The sequence below is a fragment of the Streptosporangium sp. NPDC002544 genome (assembly GCF_040295965.1).
GTDB lineage: Bacteria > Actinomycetota > Actinomycetes > Streptosporangiales > Streptosporangiaceae > Streptosporangium.
Genome location: NZ_JBEOWJ010000051.1, coordinates 48,510 through 67,000, shown reverse-complemented (window position 1 = coordinate 67,000; position 18,491 = coordinate 48,510). Strand labels below are relative to the sequence as shown.

Below are 18,491 nucleotides of genomic sequence, written 5' to 3'. Positions count from 1 at the left end.
GACGCGTACACCGTCGTCCCGGCCAGTTTCAGCCGGAGAACCAGGGGCGGTTCGTTTTGTTCTGTTCTTTCGTTGTGCCGTTATTCTTTCAGGCCTGCTTTTTCGTGTCAAACCGGCTCGTTTTGAAGCGATTGACTTGATCTTGCGGGTCTTGCTGGAATTCGGCGACTCTGTTTCCAGAGCAACCCCTCAAACTTACCAGCACCTGAGCGGCTCTGCGAACCGGGCTCTGGAACCTTGGGTTTCAAAGGGATTGTCAGCGGACACGACACAAGCCATACGGAAGTCACCGGAGTGATTAGAGTGGTTTGCGCCGGACCCTGCCGACTCCAAAAGATTAGCAGTCCTTCAAGAGCGCTCGGAACGTAACGGCGAACCCCGTACGAGGAAACCTCGGGCCGGACGGAGGAGCCGAGCCTGGCTCGCGAGCAGCACGGGCCGCGGCACGTCGAGGCAGGCCGAGGTGGATCAAGGCCGATCGACCCGGCCGGGCGAGCGATCCGAACAGGGACCGGCGGAAACATAGACTCGGCTGAGTGAGCAGCCAGACGCCGCCGACGGCGAAAAAGGTTCCCAGCGAGCGCGTGCACCACGGGGACACCGTGGTCGATGACTACGCGTGGCTGACGGTAAAGGACGACCCGGAGGTGGTCGCCTACCTGGAGGCGGAGAACGCCTACACACAGGAGGCGACCGCCCACCTCAAGCCCCTGCAGGAGACGCTCTTCCAGGAGATCAAGGGACGCACCCTGGAGACCGACCTCTCGGTCCCCACCCGCAAGGGCGGCTGGTGGTACTACTCGCGGACCGAGGAGGGCAAGCAGTACGGCATCCAGTGCCGGGTGGCCGCGGACGGCGAGACCCCGCCCGAGTTGAAAGCCGGCGAGTCGCTTCCCGGTGAGGAGATCCTGCTCGACGGCAACGAGCTCGCCGGAGACTCCGACTTCTTCTCGATCGGCACCAGCTCGGTCAGTCCCGACGGCACCCTGCTGGCCTACTCCACCAACTTCACCGGCGACGAGCGCTTCACCCTGAAGGTGAAGAACCTCACCACCGGCGAGACCCTCCCCGACGAGATCCCCGGCATCTTCTACGGCGGCGCCTGGTCGGCCGACGGCACGACGTTCTTCTACACGACCGTCGACGAGGCCTGGCGGCCCAACCAGGTGCACCGGCACACGATCGGCAGCCCCGCCAAGGACGACATGCTCGTCCACGAGGAGGCCGACGAGCGGTTCTGGGTCGGCATCGGGCTCAGCCGGAGCGAGCGTTACCTGGTGCTCTCCTCCGGCAGCAAGATCACCAGCGAGGTCCGCGTCCTTGAGGCCGACGACCCCACCGGCGAGTTCCGCGTCGTCCGGCCCCGGGAGACCGGCGTCGAGTACGGCGTCGACCACGCGGGCGACCACTTCCTGGTCCTGCACAACCGGAACGCGGAGAACTTCGAGCTGGCCACCGCGCCGCTCGACGCCCCCGGCGACTGGACTCCGCTGATCGAGCACCGCACCGACACCCGGCTGCTCGACGTCGACGCCTTCGAGGGCCACACCGTCGTGCACTTCCGCCGGGACGGGCTCACCGGCATCCGCATCCTGCCCCGCGCCGGGGAGGCGTACGAGATCTCCTTCCCCGAGCCGATCTACGACGTGGCCCCGTCGGGCAACCCGGAGTTCGTCACGGGGCGGCTGCGGCTCGGCTACACCAGCATGGTCACCCCGCCGTCGGTCTACGACTACGACCTGGCGGCGCGCGAGCTGGTCCTGCTGAAGCAGAAGGTCGTGCTCGGCGGCTACGACCCCACCGACTACGAGCAGTTCCGCGAGTGGGCGACCGCGTCCGACGGCACCCGCGTCCCGATCTCGATCGTGATGAGAAAGGGCACCCCGCGGCCGGCCCCCACGGTGCTCTACGGCTACGGCAGCTACGAGATCTCGATCGACCCCTCGTTCTCCATCGCCAGGCTCAGCCTGCTCGACCGGGGCTTCGTCTTCGCCGTGGCACACGTCAGGGGCGGCGGTGAGATGGGCCGCCACTGGTACGAGGACGGCAAGTTCCAGAAGAAGAAGAACACCTTCACCGACTTCGTCGCCGCCGCCGAGCACCTCTCCGCCACCGGCTGGTCGAGCGCGATCGTCGCCAGGGGCGGATCGGCGGGCGGGCTGCTGATGGGCGCGGTCGCCAACCTCGCGCCCGGGACCTTCGCGGGCGTGGTGGCGGAGGTGCCGTTCGTGGACGCGCTGAACACGATCCTCGACCCCTCGCTGCCGCTGACCGTGATCGAGTGGGACGAGTGGGGCGACCCGCTGCACAACCCCGAGGTGTACGCGTACATGAAGTCGTACACGCCGTACGAGAACGTGGACGGCCGGGTCTACCCGCCGATTCTGGCGATCACCAGCCTCAACGACACCCGGGTCTTCTACCACGAGCCCGCCAAGTGGGTCGCGAAGCTCCGCGACGTCGCGGACGGCGGGCCGTTCCTGCTAAAGACGGAGATGGGTGCCGGGCACGGCGGCCGCAGCGGCAGGTACGACGCCTGGCGCGAGGAGGCCTTCACCCTCTCCTGGATTCTCGACACGACCAAGGTGACACAGTGACATATATCGCGGCAGATGACAGGTACGACGGACGCCAGCCGTACAACAGGGTCGGCAAGAGCGGGCTCAAGCTGCCCGCCGTCTCGCTGGGGCTCTGGCACAACTTCGGTGACGACAAGCCCTTCGAGACCCAGCGGGCCATCCTGCGCAGGGCCTTCGATCTGGGGGTGACCCACTTCGACCTGGCCAACAACTACGGTCCGCCGCCCGGGTCCGCGGAGACCAACTTCGGGCGGCACTTCCGCGAGGACTTCGCACCGTACCGGGACGAGCTGGTCATCTCCACCAAGGCGGGCTACGACATGTGGCCCGGCCCGTACGGCGAGTGGGGGTCGCGCAAGTACCTGCTGTCCAGCCTGGATCGGTCGCTGGAGCGGATGGGGCTCGACTACGTCGACATCTTCTACAGCCACCGGTTCGACCCGGACACCCCGCTGGAGGAGACGATGGGCGCGCTGGACCACGCGGTCCGGTCCGGCAAGGCGCTGTACGCGGGCATCTCGTCCTACTCGCCCGAGCACACCGCGGAGGCCGCGCGGCTGCTGCGGGAGATGGGCACGCCGCTACTGATCCACCAGCCCTCGTACTCGATGCTGAACCGGTGGATCGAGGGCGGGCTGCTCGACGTCCTGGAGGAGGAGGGCGTGGGCTGCATCGCGTTCTCCCCGCTGGCGCAGGGCATGCTGACCGACCGCTACCTGAACGGGATCCCCAAGGGGTCGCGGGCCTCGCTGGGGCGCTTCCTCACCCCGGAGATGCTCGCCGAGGAGACGATGCGGCACATCCGCACCCTGAACGAGATCGCGGGCGGGCGCGGCCAGTCGCTGGCGCAGATGGCGCTGGCCTGGGCTTTGCGCGACAGGCGCGTCACGTCGGTGCTGATCGGCGCGAGCAGTGTGGAGCAGCTGGAGAACAGCCTCGCGGCCGTGCAGAACACGTCGTTCGACGCCGCGGAGCTTGAGGCGATCGACAAGGACGCGGTCGAGGCGGGCATCAACCTCTGGGCCAGGTCCAGCGAGGCCTGACCTGCGTCCGTGCGAAAGACCGCCGGGCCACCTGCCGGCGGTCTTTCGCAGGGCGCGGGGCAGGGCCTAGAGCGCCTCCTGTCGCTGCAGGTGCGCGAACGAGGCCCAGCCGGGCAGGACCGGCAGCCAGAAGGTCAGCAGCCGGAACAGCAGCACGGCCGAGGTCGCCACCTCACCGGGCAGGCCGGAGAGGGTCAGGCCGACCGACAGGGACAGCTCGACGGCGCCGAGGCCGCCGGGGGTGGGGGCTGCCGAGCCGATGGCGTTGCCCGCGAGGAAGACGATGGCGACGGCGGCGAAGTTGAGGGAGCCGCCGAAGGCGCGGACGCAGGCGTCCAGGCAGAGCACGAAGAACAAGGTGAGCATCAGGGTGCCGCTGAAGCCCTCGATGATCTTCCTGGGCGACTGGAGGACGTCGAGCAGGCGCGGGATGACCCCGGAGAACAGCGAGCGGAGCCGCGCGGTGATCATGCGGCGCAGCCGTGGCACGCCCACGATGACCAGCACCACCACGGCCACGGCCAGCAGCGTCAGCACGAGCGTGCGCGACGGGGTGAACGACGAGGCGGTGTTGGAACCGGTGATGTAGGCGAACAGCAGGAGCAGCGCGATGTGGAACGCCAGCCCGATGAGCTGGGAGGCGCCCACGCTGGCCACCGCCTGCCCCAGAGGGATGCCGCGTTTCTGCAGGTAGCGGGTGTTGATCGCGACCCCGCTCACCGCGGCGGGCGCGACGAGCTTGACGAACGACCCGGCGAACTGGACGAGCACGGTACGGCCGAGGGGCAGTTTCTCCGGTACGAAGCCCATCAGCATCAAGGCGGCGGCGACGTAGCTCATCATCGCGGCGACCAGTGCCACGCCGGTCCAGCTCCACTTGGCCGACGTGATCATGTTGAGGTTGATCTGGGTCAGGTAGTAGACCAGGAAGTACGCGGCGAACGCGGTGCCGATGATGGTGATCAGGGTCCTGGGGCGGAAGCGCTCCAGGCGCACCTCCTCGGCCTCGGCCTTGGGCGTGAGCTCGACGATCCGCTCGCGGATCTCGGTGAGCAGCCCCTTGTTCTTGCTGAGCGCCGCCCTGGTCTCGCGGGTCAGCGCGATCCGCTGGAGCAGCGGGAGCGCGTCGGCGAGCAGGCCGTGCCCGGCTCCGGCCGCGGCGGCGTTGACCGCCCGCTGGGCTCCGACGCGGAGGCTGAGGTAGGTGAGCAGCTGGGCGATGTCCAGGCGGAGCAGCAGGTCACCGGCCGCGATCTCGCCGCTGCGGGCGTCCGTGAGGATGACCCGGCCCTCGCGGTCGACATGGATGCTGTCGCCGGTCAGCCGCCGGTGGGCGAGCCGCTGGACCTGCAGCAGCAGGACCTGCTCCCAGATCTGGGCGAGCAGGTTGTCGTCGATCTCCTCGTCGGGGATGTCGTCGAGCGCGCGGGTGGGGATGTGCTCGTAGGCGAGCAGCGCGGCCTCCGTACCGATCTCGCTGGTACCGACGAGCCGGGGGGTGCTCACTCCCGCCGCCTGCGCGGCGTACGCCATCAGGGCCTCGCGCTCCAGCTCGGCGCGGAGTGAGCGGATGGCCTTGCGGCGGGTCTCGGAGTTGAGCCGGATGCGCCGCCAGATGCGGTAGAGCACCCCGGCCACCTGACGGTCCCGGTCGAGGACCGTGACGTCGAGGCGGTTGCCGTTCTTGAGCTCGACGGCGTAGCGGCGGCTGCCCTGGTAGTCGTCGTCGAGCCGATGCGCCCTGAGCGGTGCGAAGCCCAGCTTGCGAAGCACGCTGACGACCGCACTGCCCGGAGGGCGGGTGTTGGGGCTGCCCACGCCGTACAGGGTGGCGTAGCCGACGGCCAGGCCGACCAGGATGGAGACGACGATGCCGAGGAGGGTGGCGGCGAGCCCGGCGAACAGGGCGACGGCGTTGAGCGCGACCGCGCTCCACAGGGCCGCCCGCCAGGTGGGGCGGCGGGATATGCGCACCGCGGTGACGTAGGCGATGATCGGGGTGAGCAGCGTGTTGACCGGCTCGACTCCGGCTCTGCCTCCGGTCATCAGGAGCCTCAGGTCCTCGGGCCCGGCGTTCACGATCCACTCGCCGAGCACAAAGGAGAGCACCATCGCGGCGATGGCCGCGAAGAGCCCCTCGGCCACCCGGAGGCCGTCACGGTGCAGCACCCGCTCGATGGCGAAGGCGATGGGCACGCCGAGCATGGCCGAGGCGCTCAGCACCCCGGCCAGGCCGCTGAGCAGGAACGGCGCCCGGCTGGTGCCGTCGGCGACGTCGCCCTCCAGACCGTTCAGGGTCTTCTGCGCGACGAGGGCGAGCAGGATGACGGCCACCAGCCCGAGCAGGGTCGCCAGGAACCGCAGCAGGTCCGAAGGGCGACGGATCCGCTGGGGAAGCAGCGGCTCGATGACGCGCACGGCTAGATCGCCGTCCGTCGCCGGCCGTGTGCCGTCGTCGGACGATGTTCCGTCCAGCTCCTTGATTTCCGTCACCGCCAGCGATTCTGCATGTTCCGCATTACAGCTGCGTCACCGACCTTCTCCCCCAGTGTCCACAATCGGAGCCATACGCATGTCGATGGCTTCCGACAGTCTTGACAGTCTGGCTTCCATCTTGGTGGCTGAAATCAGAAAACGGGGCCACACGGTGACACCGTATGGCGCCCCGGCCGGCGAGCGGGCCGGGCGGACGTGGTCTCGAAGAGATCATGAACGCCCGCCTCGACGAGGGCGGCGAGCGAGCACAGCGTACCTGTCCGAGATCGAGAATTGACCCTTCTAGCTGCGGGAATACTGGATTTAGCGGGTGCGGGACTGGAAGGCTGACCGTCATGTTCCTTCGCCCGCCCGCAGCCTGCAGTGCCGCGTCCGGGGAGCGGGAACGCCTCGTCGCGGTCGCCTCTCACCGCCTTCCCGGGAGCGCGGGCGCTTCATGCACGTTGAGGGGTTCCGCATGAGCACTCCCACCTCCAGGGGAATGGTGGTCGCGATCACCGCGGTCTCCGCCATGGCCCTGCCCACCGTCTCCACCGTGACGGCCGGCGCGGCACCGGCTTCGGGAAAGCCCGTTCTCGCGGCATCCACACCGGCATCCGGCGGGCCGACGGGGAGCCCTCCCGGATCACCGGCGCCACCACCCGGGGACTCCCCGATAACCCCGGAGGCCAGGGCGTTCGGACAGTCGATCAAGGTTGTACGCGTCAAGCGGCACCTGGAACTGCTCCAGGAGATCGCCGACGGCAACGGCGACACCCGAGCCTCGGGAACCCCCGGCTACGACGCCTCGGTCACCTATGTCGCCGACTGGCTCCGTGCCGCCGGCTACCGGGTCACCCTGCAGGAGTTCACGTTCCCCTTCTTCCGCAACGTCACGTTTCCGCTGTTCCGGCGGATCATTTCGAATGTCGCCAAGCCGTACATCAACAACACCGATTTCAGGACCGTGACGTACTCCGGCTCGGGGAACGTCAGGGCACGGGTTCAGGGGGTGGACCTCACCCTGCCGCCGGCTCCGAAGCCGAGTTCGACCTCCGGCTGCCAGGCGCGGGACTTCGCGAGGTTCGTCCGGGGCAACATCGCGTTGATCCAGCGTGGCAGCTGCAGCTTCCAGACCAAGGCGGAGCGGGCCAGGGCGGCCGGCGCGTCCGGGGTGATCATCTTCAACGAGGGCCAGGCCGGCGAGGGAGTCGACGATCGCAGGGGCCTGGTGAACGGTTCCCTCGACACCCCCACCGTAAAGATCCCGGTCATCTCCACCACCTACGCGGTCGGCAGGGAGCTGTCGGCACGGGGAACGATCGTGACTCTCGTCACCGACACCGAGAGCGACCCCCATCGCGCGACGCGCAACATCATCGCCGAGAGCGACTGGGGCGACCCGAACAGGGTCGTCATGCTCGGCGCCCACCTGGACAGCGTCCCGGACGGCCCCGGCATCGACGACGACGGCTCCGGGGTCGCGAGCATCCTGGAGACGGCGCTGGCGGCGAAGAACCTGCGGGCGCGGAACAAACTGCGCTTCGCCTTCTGGAGCTGCCACGAGTTCGGTCTGCTCGGTTCCAAGCACTACCTGGCCGGACTCTCTCCCGCGGAGAAGGCGAACATCAGGCTCTATCTGAACTTCGACGTGATCGCCTCACCGAACCACGTCCTGGGGATCTACGACGGAGACGACTCCGACAGGGCGGGCGCTCCCGCGGGCCCGCCCGGCTCGGACCGGATCGAGAAGTTCTTCCAGTCGTACTTCACGGAGACAGGCCGGCCGTACAGAAGCGTCGACGCCGCCATCCGCTCCGACTACGGCCCCTTCGCCGCGTCGGGCATCCCCTCGGGTGGGCTGTTCACCGGCACCGTCGACATCAAGACCGCCAAGGAGGCCGTGCTCTTCGGCGGCCAGGCGGGAGTCGCCTACGACCCCTGCTACCACCTCAGGTGCGACACGATCGTCAACATCAGCGACACCGCCCTGGGGCTGAACAGCGGCGCGATCGCGACAGCCGCGTTCGTCCACGCCCGGACCGACGACCTGCCCGGCGGCTCCGTCCCGGGTGGTGCCACCGGGCCGGTATCCGGCGGCCACCTCGTCGCCACCGATGTTTTCAAGTAACGCCGTCCCCGATGTCAGAGGAGCCTGACGTGAGTGCACGTGCCTTCGGGAGAGTGCTGGCCGCCGTCACCATCGCCTCGGCCACGATCCCGCCCGTCGTCAACACGGCCTGGGCCGCGACCCCGCCCGGAACGGTGCACGGGCTCGCCACCTCCGCGCCGGAACCGGTGGACGCCGGTGTCCGCAGTCCGTCCGGCCTGCCCTCGGAACCGCCTCCGGAGAGTCCCCTGCCGCCGGACGCGAAGGCGTTCGGGCAGTCGATCAAGCTCGCGTCCGTCAGGCGGCACCTGGAAAGGCTCCAGGAGATCGCCAAGGCCAACGGCGGTATCCGGGCCGCGGCCACCCCCGGCCACGAGGCCTCGGTCGCCTACGTCGCGGCCAGGCTTCGCGCCGCCGGATACCAGGTCACCCTGCAGGAGTTCGGGATCCCCTTCTTCCATGAGCGGAAGGCTCCGGTGCTGGCGCGATCGTTCCCCGCGGCCAGGGTTTACCTGCCCGGCATCGACTTCCAGACGATGACGTACTCCGGCTCGGGGAGGATCACGGCTCCGGTGCAGGGCGTGGACCTGGTGCTGCCGCCGGCCCCGAACGCGAACTCCTCCTCCGGATGCGAGGTGAGTGACTTCAAGGGGTTCGTCCGGGGGAACATCGCCCTGATCCAGCGTGGCTCCTGCAGCTTCCAGGTCAAGGCGGAGCGGGCCCAGGCAGCCGGTGCGTCCGGGGTGATCATCTTCAACGAGGGGCAGCCGGGTGAGGCTCTCGCCGACCGCAGGATCCTGCTGCGGGGCTCGGTCAACACCTCCGGCATCAAGATCCCGATCGTCGGAGCCACCTTCGCGGCCGGCAGGGAGCTGTCGGCGCCGGGAACGACCGCGACGCTCGCGGTGGACGCCGAGAGCGACCCCGACCGCAGGACACGCAACGTCATCGCCGAAAGCCGCCGGGGCGACCCGGACCGGGTGGTCATGCTCGGCGCCCACCTGGACAGTGTCATGGCGGGCCCCGGCATCAACGACAACGGCTCCGGGACCGCGGGCGTCCTGGAGACGGCGTTGGCGGCGAAGGACCTGCAGACGAGGAACAGGCTGCGCTTCGCCTTCTGGGGCGCGGAGGAGCTGGGCCTGCTGGGTTCCACCCACTACGTGGCCCATCTCTCGGCGGCGGAGCGGGCGAAGATCAAGCTGTACCTGAACTTCGACATGATCGCCTCGCCGAACTACGTCCTGGGGATCTACGACGGCGACAACTCCGACACGGGCCTGGACACGCATCCGCCTGCCGGTTCCGACCGGATCGAGAAGCTCTTCCAGTCGTACTTCGACGCCGTGGGCAAGCCGCACCAGGAGGCAGACTTCACCGGCCGCTCCGACTACGGCCCCTTCATCAAGGCGGGCATCGCCGCGGGCGGGCTGTTCACCGGCGCCGAGGGCATCAAGTCCGCCGAGGAGGCCGAGAAGTTCGGCGGCAAAGCCTGGGCCCCCTACGACAGGTGCTACCACCAGGCCTGCGACACCCTCGCCAACATCGACGACGGTGCGCTGGCGGTGAACGCCTCCGCGATCGGCGCGGCGGCGTACACCTACGCGTACGCTCGCGACCTCCCCGGCGATCCCGTCGCCCCCGGCCCCACCAGAGAGCCGAGAGTCGGAGGGCCGAGCACCGGAGGGGGCGGGCTGGGACACGACCACCACCACGAGCCCCCCGGGCTGCTCCGGTGACACCCGCGCTCCCTGGGCGCGGCTACAGTCGAGGGCATGTCGTCAGGCGAACTTCGAGTGCTGGGGGCGTGCCCGCTTGACTGCCCCGACACGTGCTCCTGGGTGGTGACCGTCCAAGACGGCGAGGCCGTCAGGATGCGCGGCAACCCTGACCATCCCTACACCCGCGGCGCGCTCTGCGTGAAGGTCAACCGCTACCTGGAGCACACCCGGGCGTCCGACCGCATCCTGCACCCGATGCGGCGGACCGGCCCCAAGGGGTCCGGCAGGTTCGAGCGGATCAGCTGGGACGAGGCCCTGGAGGAGATCTCCGTACGGCTGCGCGGCATCGTCGACGAGCACGGCGGCGAGGCGATCTGGCCCTACCTGGGCACCGGCACGCTGGGATACCTCCAGGGGGCCGAGGGAGTGGCCGGGCGGCGGTTCTGGAACGCGCTCGGCGCGTCGAGGCACTTTCTGAACATCTGCTCGTCGGCCGGCAACTCCGGGCTGCGACAGGTCTACGGCACGCCGGGCGGGATGGATCCGGAGACGTTCGCCCTGTCCCGGCTCATCCTGCTGTGGGGCACCAACACGCTGACCAGCGGGCATCATCTGTGGAAGTTCATCCAGGACGCCCGCGCGGCGGGGGCGCACGTGGTGGCGATCGACCCGATCCGGACCCGCACCGCCGAGCAGGCCGACGAGCACCTGCCGATCAGGCCCGGCACCGACGCGGCCCTCGCCCTGGGGCTGATGAACGTCGTGCTCGCCGAGGGAGCCGAGGACCGCGACTACCTGGAGAACCACACGACCGGCTGGGAGAACCTCCGTGAGGAGATCCTGCGCCACCCTCCGGCACGTGTGGCGGAGATCACCGGGCTGCCCGAGTCCGACATCCGGGCCCTGGGGGTACGGCTGGCGCGCACCCGGCCCACCGGCATCCGGGCCACCATGGGCGTGCAGCGGCACGCCGGCGGCGGCACCGCGATGCGCACGATCGCCGCCATCCCCGGCGTGACCGGCGACTGGCGCCACCCCGGCGGCGGGATCGCGTACTCCACCAGCGGGCACATCCACCTGAACATCGACACCCGCGAGGACCTGCTCGCCCGGCCGGTCCGCACGCTCACCATGACCCGGCTGGCCGATCAGCTGGACGAGTCGGTGAAGTGCCTGTGGGTGTACGCGGCCAACCCGATGAGTTCCACCTCCGACCAGAACCGGATCCGCGAGAAACTGACGCGCGAGGACCTGTTCACCGTCGTGATGGAGCAGTTCCCGACCGACACCGTCGACTACGCCGACATCGTGCTCCCCGCCACCATGCAGATCGAGCACGCCGACCTGCACGCGGGCTACGGGCACATGTACCTGATGTGGAACTCACCCGCGGTCGAGCCGCCGGGCGAGTGCCTGTCCACCACCGAGACCTTCCGCCGCCTGGCGCGGCACATGGGGCTCACCGAGCCGTCCCTGTACGACTCCGACCTGGAGCTGGCCGAGCAACTGCTCTCCTCGGGCCATCCGTCGCTTGACGGCATCACGCTCGACCGGCTGCGCAAGGAGGGCTGGGTCCGTCTCAACGTACCGCGGCCGTTCGTGCCGTTCACCGAGGGCTTCCCGACGCCCTCGGGCCGGATGGAGTTCGGCGCGGGACCCGCCTATGTCCCGCCGCACACCGCCTCGGCCGCGCCGGGACCGTATCCGCTGACCCTCATCACCCCCGCCTCCCACACCTTCCTCAACACCATCTTCGGCAACAACCCCGAGTTGCTGCGGCGCTCGAAGGGCCCGCGGGTCCTGGTGAATCCCACGGACGCCGCGCCGAGGGGGCTGAGCGACGGGCAGCGGGCCCGGGTTTTCAACGCCGGCGGCGAGTTCGAGGCCGTGGTCGAGATCAGCGAGCGGGTCCGGCCGGGCGTGATCGCGTCCACCAAGGGGCACTGGCGCAAGCTGAGCTCGGGGGGCACGACCGTGAACGCCGTGGTGGAGGCCCGCGACGCCGACATGGGCCGTGGCGCCGTCTACCACGACAACCTGGTCGAGATCGGCCCGAGCGCCACCGAGTGACCGGACGGGTCACCTCGACGCCGACCCCTGGCCGATTCAGGTCAGCGCGAGTTTGTAACCCTCGTGGGACGCGACGAAGCCGAGGGAGTCGTAGAAGCGGTGGGCGTCCGCACGGGTCTTGTCCGTGGTGAGCTGGACCAGGGCGCAGCCTCGGGCCCGCCCGCGCTCGACGGCCCATTCCATCATCGTGCGGCCCAGACCCCGCCCGCGCAGCTCCGAGGCGATCCTGACCGCCTCGATCTGCATCCGGAGGGCACCCCGGCGGGAGATGCCGGGAATGTAGGTGAGCTGCATGGTGCCCACGACCTCGCCGTCCAGCTCCGCGACGATCAGCTCGTTGGCGGGGTCGGCGTCGATGACCTCGAAGGCGGCACGATGCTCCTCGCCGTAGGCTCCCTGGCGGGCGGCCGCGACGGTGTCGTCGGCGAGCATGGCCACGATGAGCGGAACGTCCTCGGCACGGGCTATACGGAAGTTCACCGGCATGGGGGTCAAACTATCCCGAACCGGTGCCGCCTCGGCTCCTCCCGTACCCCTGAGGGCGCTCTCGTGAAGACCTCCGGAGGCGGATGAAACTGTCAGCGGCGGTCGTAGTGGGCGACGATGACACCCTTCGTGGTCGTGACACTGCTGGTGAGGCGGTACTGGGTCAACGGCGCCGGCCCCTCGAACATCCGGGTACCCGAGCCCAGGGTGAGCGGGTGAACCACCAACGTGTAATGGTCGATCAGATCGGCCGCATGCAGGCTGCGCACCAGTGCGGAGCTGCCGATGATGCTCAGGTCGTTGCCGTCCCGCGCCTTCAACTCCGCGATCGTCCGCGTCGCGTCGCCGCGCAGCAGCACCGAGTTCTGCCAGGCACTCGCGTCGTCAAGCGTGGCCGAGGCGACGTACTTGGTGACGGCGTTCATACGGGCGGTGTAGGGGTTGCCGTCCTCGCGGTGCGCCCACACGGTGATGAAGTCCTGCCAGGTGCGGCGGCCGAGCAGCATGTCGCCGGGACCACTCATGCCCTTGGCCATCTCCTGGGCCAAGACCTCGTCCTGATGCCAGGCCCCCCAGCCGCCGTGCGTGAAGCCTCCGCGGGTGTCCTCATCGGGACGACCTGGGCCCTGTACGACGCCATCCAGGCTGATGTTCATGGTGACGGTGATCGAACGCATCGGAATCTCTCCTCCGCTCCTGCGGGCCGCCCCAGTGACGGCCCGATCACCCTCTACACGAGCGCCGACCGCCCGAATCGACATCGTTGAACGACAAATTTGTGCTTTCTGTCCGACCCGTTCCGGCGCCGCGGCGAGGTACACACAGATCAGCGATCTCCGGCTTCAAAGACACGCTTTGAAGCGGTGCGGCTCACCCCACCCAGACCGTCAACAGCGATGTGCGGCTGGAGTACGCCGCACCTGGCACGGTCCCGGAGAGTATGGGCAGCGGAGAACGGTAACCGCGGAAGCCAGATCATGCGGTTACCCGATCGCGGCGCCGGTTACGCGGTCAAGCCGGCTTTCAGCAGGAGACCCAGGCGACGCTCGTGACCGGCCAGGGCGTGATCGTCGCGCTGGAGGTCTGGCCGACGGGCACACAGGGACCGGTGATCAAGATGGGACCGACCACGGGTGAGGGGTGCTGCTGCCGTACGACCACCATGTGCCCACCCGTACCGGAGGTGCAGTGGCTGGTGGCCCACTGCTGGGCCAGGTTGTACTGGACGGTGCAGCCGGAGGGGGCGGCCATGGCAGGGCCGGGGGTGAGCGCCATGGCGCTCAGACAGAGGGCGGCGACGCCCGAGAGGGTTGCCACACGACGACGAAGGCTCATGACGAATCTCCTAGAGGTGGGGGGTGGGTACTAATCCCTTAGGAAACTTTCCTAAAGGAAACCTAGATCGCGGCAAACGGGCGGTCAATAAGCAACACGAACGGCGGCCGATACAGCAGGTAGGGGAACAATCAGGGTCGCTCCCCGATGTGAGCAAGGGTGTTCGGGAGGCAGCCTTGATGGCATGAACGACGAACTGACTCGACGTGACGAGATGTCCCTCGCCGGAGCGGCGCTGCGCGGCGCTCCCTGGAAGGCCGCCGCGGTGACCGGTGGCGCGGTGACCGCCACCAGCTTCGGACTGGGCGTGCTCACCGGTGGCGGGGATCTGACCTGGGCGATGGTGGTCGGCATCGGCCTGTTCTCGCTTATCGCGGCCATCGGCTCGATCGGCAAGCCCAACAGCGGGGACCGGGTGACCCGGCAGGCCCGGCTCTGGGCGCTGCGCCACCCCTGGAGGTTCGCCCTCTACCCCTCGCTCGGCGCCGCGATGCTCATGTACCCGGTGCAGCTCATCGTCGACGGCGAGGGCGTGTTCAGCGCGGCGCTGGACGCCCTGCAGGGCGGGGTCGTGGTCTACCTGATCACGGCTGTCCTGGCGCTGACTCTCAAGGGCCGCGGCCAGACCTCGCTTCCCGGCGGTCGCTGAGCCCTCGGGTGATCGCCGACCTTCCGGTGATCACCCGGCCTCGTGGGGATCACTCGTGTCGGCCGCCGCAGATCGCCTTCGGTCGCCGGGGCTCGCGGCCCGGCCGGGCCTTTCTGGAGTGACCGGGCCCAGAGCCGCTCCGCTAGACGCGCTCGTATTCGGCGCGGCAGACGCAGAACTCGTTGCCCTCGGGATCGAGCATCGTCACCCAGCCGGTGCCTTCGGGGTTGCGCATGTCCGCGAAGACCGTGGCGCCGAGCCCGAGCAGGCGCTCGACCTCCTCGTCGCGGGTGGTGCCCGCCGAGCCGGTGAGATCCAGGTGAAGGCGGTTCTTGACGGACTTGCCCTCGGGAACCTTGATGAACAGCAGATTCACCCCGCCGCCCCGCAGGAGGATCTCATCGTCCTCCTGCTTCGTCTCCGGATGGAGCTCCCCGCCGGTGGCGTCGCGCCAGAAGGTCGCCAGTTCGTACGGCCGGGCGCAGTCGAAGGTCACGTATTGAACAACAATCATGCGCCCACCCAACCCGACACCATCAAAACCGTCAAGCCGGTTTCGGGCGACCCCGGTCCGAGCGGGGTCGCCCGTGTCCACCCCTCCCGATCACGTCGTACGGCGTGCTCGGGCAGGCGTACGGTCAGTGGCCGCCGGCGGCGAGGTTGAGCCCGACGACGCCCGCGACGATGAGCAGGATCGAGGCGATCTTGAGGGCCGACGCGTTCTCGCCGAGGGCGACGATGCCCAGCACGGCGGTGCCGACGGCTCCGATACCCGTCCAGACGGCGTAGGCCGTGCCCACCTCCAGGGTCTTCAGGCCCACCGCGAGCAGGCCGAAGCTGAGCAGGCCGAAGACGGCGAAGCCGACGCTCGGCAGCAGCACGGAGAATCCATTGCTCAGCTTGAGCGAGTACGCCATCGCGACCTCGAACAGACCGGCGACGAGGATGACAACCCAGGCCATGACAGCTCCTCCTTTGATCAGGAGCGTCGTCTTTGCCTACCGGGTACGGCGCGTCTCGTCCGGGAACACCCCTTTTGAGGGTTCGATCGGTGGAACGCGGCAGGGGCTCACTTTGATTCCCACCAGAGTGTGAACCACCGGTCCCGGGGGACCGGCCACATGTCCAGCTCGATCACGGCCGCGATGACCTCGTCGGCCCGCTCCCGGCCGAGGCAGAGCCTCCGGCAGGCGCTCTCGGCGAGGTCTTCGAGCCGGGTGAAGCGCGGCAGCGGGGCCAGGCGCCACTCGTGGTGGACCTCGTACCCGAGCCCCTCGGCGATGGCGATCACGTCGTGGGCCGTGGGGCGGCGGGGGCGGGTGATGCCGTGGAAGTGCTGCCAGAGGGGGTTGAGCCAGCTCATCGGGTGTTGCCCGGTGAGCTCCAGGACGACCCGGCCCCGGGCGTGGCCGGTGAGCTCGGCGAGGAATCCGGCCAGCCCCGGCACGTTGTAGACGACGTGGGCGGCGACCGCGACGTCCGCGACCGGCGTTTCGGCCGCGATGTCGGGCCAGCGGCCCCGGAAGAACCGGGTGGGGACGCCCAGCGTGTGAGCCCGGGAGGCCAGTTCGGCGAGCATGGCGTCGGAGACGTCGACCGCGATCAGCTCTCCCAGATCGGGAGCGAGCGGCAGGGAGGCCGCCCCCGTTCCGGCACCGACGTCCAGCACGCTCCCGCCGGGCGGGAGCGCCTCGGCCATCCGCGCCAGCGTCGGCCCCTCGGGGGCCGCGAGCGCGCGGTCGGTGCGCTCGGCGAACCGCGCCGACGAGTGCCCCCAGGGGTCGGCCGGCGCCCTGGCCGCGATCTCCTCGGGAATGCCCCACAGTTCGAGGTCGGCCCGCCATCGTTCGTCCATGTGGCGAGCCTAGAAGAGCTTCGGGGGGCCGGTCGATCGACGCCGGCGCGGGTGTCTTCGCATGTCGTGACGAACGTCCCAGTCGGTGCGGTTTTCTAGGGGTTACTGACGGGTAGCATTACCGGTAACGTTACTGGCGAGTATGGAAAGTTCCGGTTCCCCCGGTTTCAAGGAGCAGACCCCATGGGCCACTACAAGAGCAACGTCCGTGACCTGGAGTTCAACCTCTTCGAGGTGTTCGGGCGCCGGGACATTCTGGGCACCGGCCGCTACGCCGAACTGGACGAGGACGTGGTGCGGAGCCTCCTCGACGAGGTCAACCGCCTGGCCACCGGCGTACTCGCCGACTCCTTCGAGGAGGGCGACCGCAAGCCGCCGGTGTTCGATCTCGCCACCAACTCGGTGACGATGCCGGAGGGCTTCAAGAAGTCCTTCGCCGCCTACCGCGACGCCGGCTGGACCAACCTCAGCCTCCCCGCCGAGCTCGGCGGCCCCGGCCTGCCCAGCAGCGTGAGCTGGGCGCTGGCCGAGATGGTCCTCGGCTCGAACCCGGCCATCTGGATGTACTCCAGCGGCCCGGCCTTCGCCCACGTGCTCCACGTGATCGGCACCGAGGAGCAGAAGCGCTACGCCGAGCTGGCCATCGAGAAGCAGTGGGGCGCCACCATGGTGCTCACCGAGCCGGACGCCGGTTCCGACGTGGGCGCGGGCCGCACGAAGGCGGTACGGCAGGACGACGGCACCTGGCACATCGAGGGCGTCAAGCGCTTCATCACCAGCGCCGAGCACGACATGAGCGACAACATCTTCCACCTGGTGCTGGCCCGCCCCGAGGGACACGGTCCCGGCACCAAGGGCCTGTCGATGTTCCTGGTCTCGAAGTACCACGTGGACCTGGAGACCGGCGAGCTCGGCGAGCGCAACGGCGTCTACGTCACCAACGTCGAGAAGAAGATGGGCCTGAAGGTCTCCACGACCTGCGAGCTCACCTTCGGCGACAAGCACCCGGCCGTGGGCACGCTGATCGGCGAGGTCCACGAGGGCATCAAGCAGATGTTCATGATCATCGAGCATGCCCGGATGATGGTCGGCACCAAGGCGATCGCCACGCTCTCCACCGGCTACCTGAACGCCCTGGAGTACGCCAAGGCCCGGGTGCAGGGCGCCGACCTGACCCAGATGGCCGACAAGTCGGCCCCGCGGGTGACCATCACCCACCACCCGGACGTACGCCGGGAGCTGATGCTGCAGAAGTCGTACACCGAGGGCATGCGGGCGCTGGTCCTGCTCACCGCCACCTACCAGGACGACGTGCTGATCGCCGAGCACGAGGGCCGCAGGAACGGCCACGCCGAGGCGATGAACGACCTGCTGCTCCCGCTGGTCAAGGGCGTCGGCTCCGAGCGCTCCTACGAGCTGCTCGCCCGCTCCCTGCAGACCCTGGGCGGCTCGGGCTACCTGCAGGATTACCCGATCGAGCAGTACATCAGGGACGCCAAGATCGACTCCCTGTACGAGGGCACCACCGCGATCCAGGGTCAGGACCTGTTCTTCCGCAAGATCCTGCGCAACCAGGGCGTGACCCTCGGCTCGCTGTACGACGACGTGCAGGCCTTCGCCGCCTCCGAGGCCGGCAACGGGCGGCTGAAGGAGGAGCGCAAGCTTCTCGCCGAGGCCGCCGACGAGGTCAAGAGCATGGCCGACACCATGGCGGGCTGGGCCATCGGCTCGCTGGAGGCGCCGAAGGAGATCTACAAGGTCGGCCTCAACACCACCCGGTTCCTGCTCGCGCTGGGCGACGTGGTGATCGGCTGGCTGCTGCTGCGCCAGGCCGAGGTGGCCCTGGCCGCGCTGGGCTCCACCGAGACCGCGCAGGGCGACCAGGCCTTCTACACCGGCAAGGTCGCCGCGGCCTCGTTCTTCGCCCAGACCGTCCTGCCCCGCGTCGCCGCCGAGCGCCGCACGCTGGAGGCCACCGGCCAGGACCTGATGGAGCTGCCGGAAGAGGCCTTCTGAGCAAGCCACCTGCTCCCGCGGCAGGCATGGGGGCGGTCCCGTCTTGACGGGACCGCCCTTCGCCTTTCTCGGGGCCTGGGACCGCGCGCCGTTGCGAGCGGGTTGACACCGGCCTTTGTTATTCTCATACTGAGATTGTCTCACTTTGAGAA

At 69.0% G+C, this 18,491-nt stretch carries 15 protein-coding genes and 1 riboswitch; of the genes, 8 read left to right on the top strand and 7 right to left on the bottom strand.

The features are described 5' to 3' along the window. The 3 genes from ABT061_RS44795 to mgrA all read left to right on the top strand — a co-directional run. Positions 1–298: hypothetical protein (locus ABT061_RS44795; protein ID WP_350929787.1), on the top strand; the 298-nt coding region annotated here is incomplete at its 5' end. Between the two features lie 238 nt (positions 299–536). Beyond that, positions 537–2,597 carry a S9 family peptidase gene (locus ABT061_RS44790; protein WP_350929786.1) on the top strand — a complete coding sequence of 687 codons (2,061 nt, stop codon included), beginning with the start codon at positions 537–539 and terminating at the stop codon, positions 2,595–2,597. Then, positions 2,594–3,622: an L-glyceraldehyde 3-phosphate reductase gene (mgrA, locus tag ABT061_RS44785; RefSeq protein ID WP_350929785.1), complete on the top strand. Its 1,029-nt coding sequence runs from the start codon at positions 2,594–2,596 to the stop codon at positions 3,620–3,622. Before ABT061_RS44790 ends, mgrA begins: the two co-directional genes overlap by 4 nt. A gap of 66 nt (positions 3,623–3,688) precedes the next feature. Here mgrA and ABT061_RS44780 read toward each other — a convergent pair whose 3' ends face one another. Continuing rightward, positions 3,689–6,115, bottom strand: a complete 2,427-nt coding sequence (locus ABT061_RS44780) for a lysylphosphatidylglycerol synthase transmembrane domain-containing protein (RefSeq protein WP_350929784.1) — start codon at positions 6,113–6,115, stop codon at positions 3,689–3,691. A 460-nt stretch (positions 6,116–6,575) separates the two neighbouring features. On the opposite strand from ABT061_RS44780, the gene ABT061_RS44775 reads away from it, so the two are divergent. From ABT061_RS44775 to ABT061_RS44765, 3 genes are read left to right on the top strand one after another with little or no spacing between them, the layout of a single operon-like run. Then, positions 6,576–8,228 carry a M28 family peptidase gene (locus tag ABT061_RS44775; protein ID WP_350929783.1) on the top strand — a complete coding sequence of 551 codons (1,653 nt, stop codon included), beginning with the start codon at positions 6,576–6,578 and terminating at the stop codon, positions 8,226–8,228. Positions 8,229–8,257: 29 nt separating this feature from the next. Continuing rightward, complete coding sequence (locus ABT061_RS44770) at positions 8,258–9,946, top strand: M28 family metallopeptidase (RefSeq protein WP_350929782.1); 1,689 nt, start codon at positions 8,258–8,260, stop codon at positions 9,944–9,946. Positions 9,947–9,982: 36 nt separating this feature from the next. Continuing rightward, positions 9,983–11,998, top strand: a complete 2,016-nt coding sequence (locus ABT061_RS44765) for a molybdopterin-containing oxidoreductase family protein (protein WP_350929781.1) — start codon at positions 9,983–9,985, stop codon at positions 11,996–11,998. 36 nt (positions 11,999–12,034) lie between these two features. Here the strand turns inward: ABT061_RS44765 and ABT061_RS44760 are convergent, their stop codons facing one another. The 3 genes from ABT061_RS44760 to ABT061_RS44750 form a co-directional block, all read right to left on the bottom strand. Next, positions 12,035–12,484 carry a GNAT family N-acetyltransferase gene (locus ABT061_RS44760; protein ID WP_350929780.1) on the bottom strand — a complete coding sequence of 150 codons (450 nt, stop codon included), beginning with the start codon at positions 12,482–12,484 and terminating at the stop codon, positions 12,035–12,037. 92 nt (positions 12,485–12,576) lie between these two features. Then, positions 12,577–13,161, bottom strand: a complete 585-nt coding sequence (locus ABT061_RS44755) for a dihydrofolate reductase family protein (RefSeq protein WP_350929779.1) — start codon at positions 13,159–13,161, stop codon at positions 12,577–12,579. 346 nt (positions 13,162–13,507) lie between these two features. Continuing rightward, positions 13,508–13,819, bottom strand: a complete 312-nt coding sequence (locus ABT061_RS44750) for a hypothetical protein (RefSeq protein ID WP_350929778.1) — start codon at positions 13,817–13,819, stop codon at positions 13,508–13,510. 184 nt (positions 13,820–14,003) lie between these two features. Between ABT061_RS44750 and ABT061_RS44745 the strand changes: the two genes are divergently transcribed. After that, positions 14,004–14,468, top strand: a complete 465-nt coding sequence (locus ABT061_RS44745) for a hypothetical protein (protein WP_350929777.1) — start codon at positions 14,004–14,006, stop codon at positions 14,466–14,468. A gap of 142 nt (positions 14,469–14,610) precedes the next feature. Here ABT061_RS44745 and ABT061_RS44740 read toward each other — a convergent pair whose 3' ends face one another. The 3 genes from ABT061_RS44740 to ABT061_RS44730 all read right to left on the bottom strand — a co-directional run bounded on the left by ABT061_RS44740 (position 14,611) and on the right by ABT061_RS44730 (position 16,323). Beyond that, entirely contained in the window at positions 14,611–14,982 is a 372-nt protein-coding gene (locus tag ABT061_RS44740) for a VOC family protein (protein ID WP_350929776.1), read from the bottom strand. A 124-nt stretch (positions 14,983–15,106) separates the two neighbouring features. Beyond that, on the bottom strand, positions 15,107–15,430 hold the full coding sequence (locus ABT061_RS44735; RefSeq protein ID WP_350929775.1) for a DMT family transporter: 324 nt from the start codon (positions 15,428–15,430) through the stop codon (positions 15,107–15,109). A gap of 20 nt (positions 15,431–15,450) precedes the next feature. After that, positions 15,451–15,517: riboswitch (guanidine-III (ykkC-III) riboswitch) on the bottom strand. 20 nt (positions 15,518–15,537) lie between these two features. Continuing rightward, positions 15,538–16,323 carry a class I SAM-dependent methyltransferase gene (locus tag ABT061_RS44730; RefSeq protein ID WP_350929774.1) on the bottom strand — a complete coding sequence of 262 codons (786 nt, stop codon included), beginning with the start codon at positions 16,321–16,323 and terminating at the stop codon, positions 15,538–15,540. 183 nt (positions 16,324–16,506) lie between these two features. On the opposite strand from ABT061_RS44730, the gene ABT061_RS44725 reads away from it, so the two are divergent. Beyond that, a complete protein-coding gene (locus ABT061_RS44725) occupies positions 16,507–18,339 on the top strand; it encodes an acyl-CoA dehydrogenase (protein ID WP_350929773.1) in 1,833 nt (610 codons plus the stop codon). Positions 18,340–18,491: the final 152 nt, after the last annotated feature.

What these genes read in the sequence shown, in the direction of transcription:
- ABT061_RS44775 (WP_350929783.1), top strand. Translation starts at nt 6,576, where the DNA reads ATGAGCACTCCCACCTCCAGGGGAATGGTGGTCGCGATCACCGCGGTC.
- ABT061_RS44765 (WP_350929781.1), top strand. Translation starts at nt 9,983, where the DNA reads ATGTCGTCAGGCGAACTTCGAGTGCTGGGGGCGTGCCCGCTTGACTGC.
- ABT061_RS44760 (WP_350929780.1), bottom strand. Translation starts at nt 12,484, where the DNA reads ATGCCGGTGAACTTCCGTATAGCCCGTGCCGAGGACGTTCCGCTCATC.
- ABT061_RS44755 (WP_350929779.1), bottom strand. Translation starts at nt 13,161, where the DNA reads ATGCGTTCGATCACCGTCACCATGAACATCAGCCTGGATGGCGTCGTA.
- ABT061_RS44750 (WP_350929778.1), bottom strand. Translation starts at nt 13,819, where the DNA reads ATGAGCCTTCGTCGTCGTGTGGCAACCCTCTCGGGCGTCGCCGCCCTC.
- ABT061_RS44745 (WP_350929777.1), top strand. Translation starts at nt 14,004, where the DNA reads ATGAACGACGAACTGACTCGACGTGACGAGATGTCCCTCGCCGGAGCG.
- ABT061_RS44740 (WP_350929776.1), bottom strand. Translation starts at nt 14,982, where the DNA reads ATGATTGTTGTTCAATACGTGACCTTCGACTGCGCCCGGCCGTACGAA.
- ABT061_RS44735 (WP_350929775.1), bottom strand. Translation starts at nt 15,430, where the DNA reads ATGGCCTGGGTTGTCATCCTCGTCGCCGGTCTGTTCGAGGTCGCGATG.
- ABT061_RS44730 (WP_350929774.1), bottom strand. Translation starts at nt 16,323, where the DNA reads ATGGACGAACGATGGCGGGCCGACCTCGAACTGTGGGGCATTCCCGAG.
- ABT061_RS44725 (WP_350929773.1), top strand. Translation starts at nt 16,507, where the DNA reads ATGGGCCACTACAAGAGCAACGTCCGTGACCTGGAGTTCAACCTCTTC.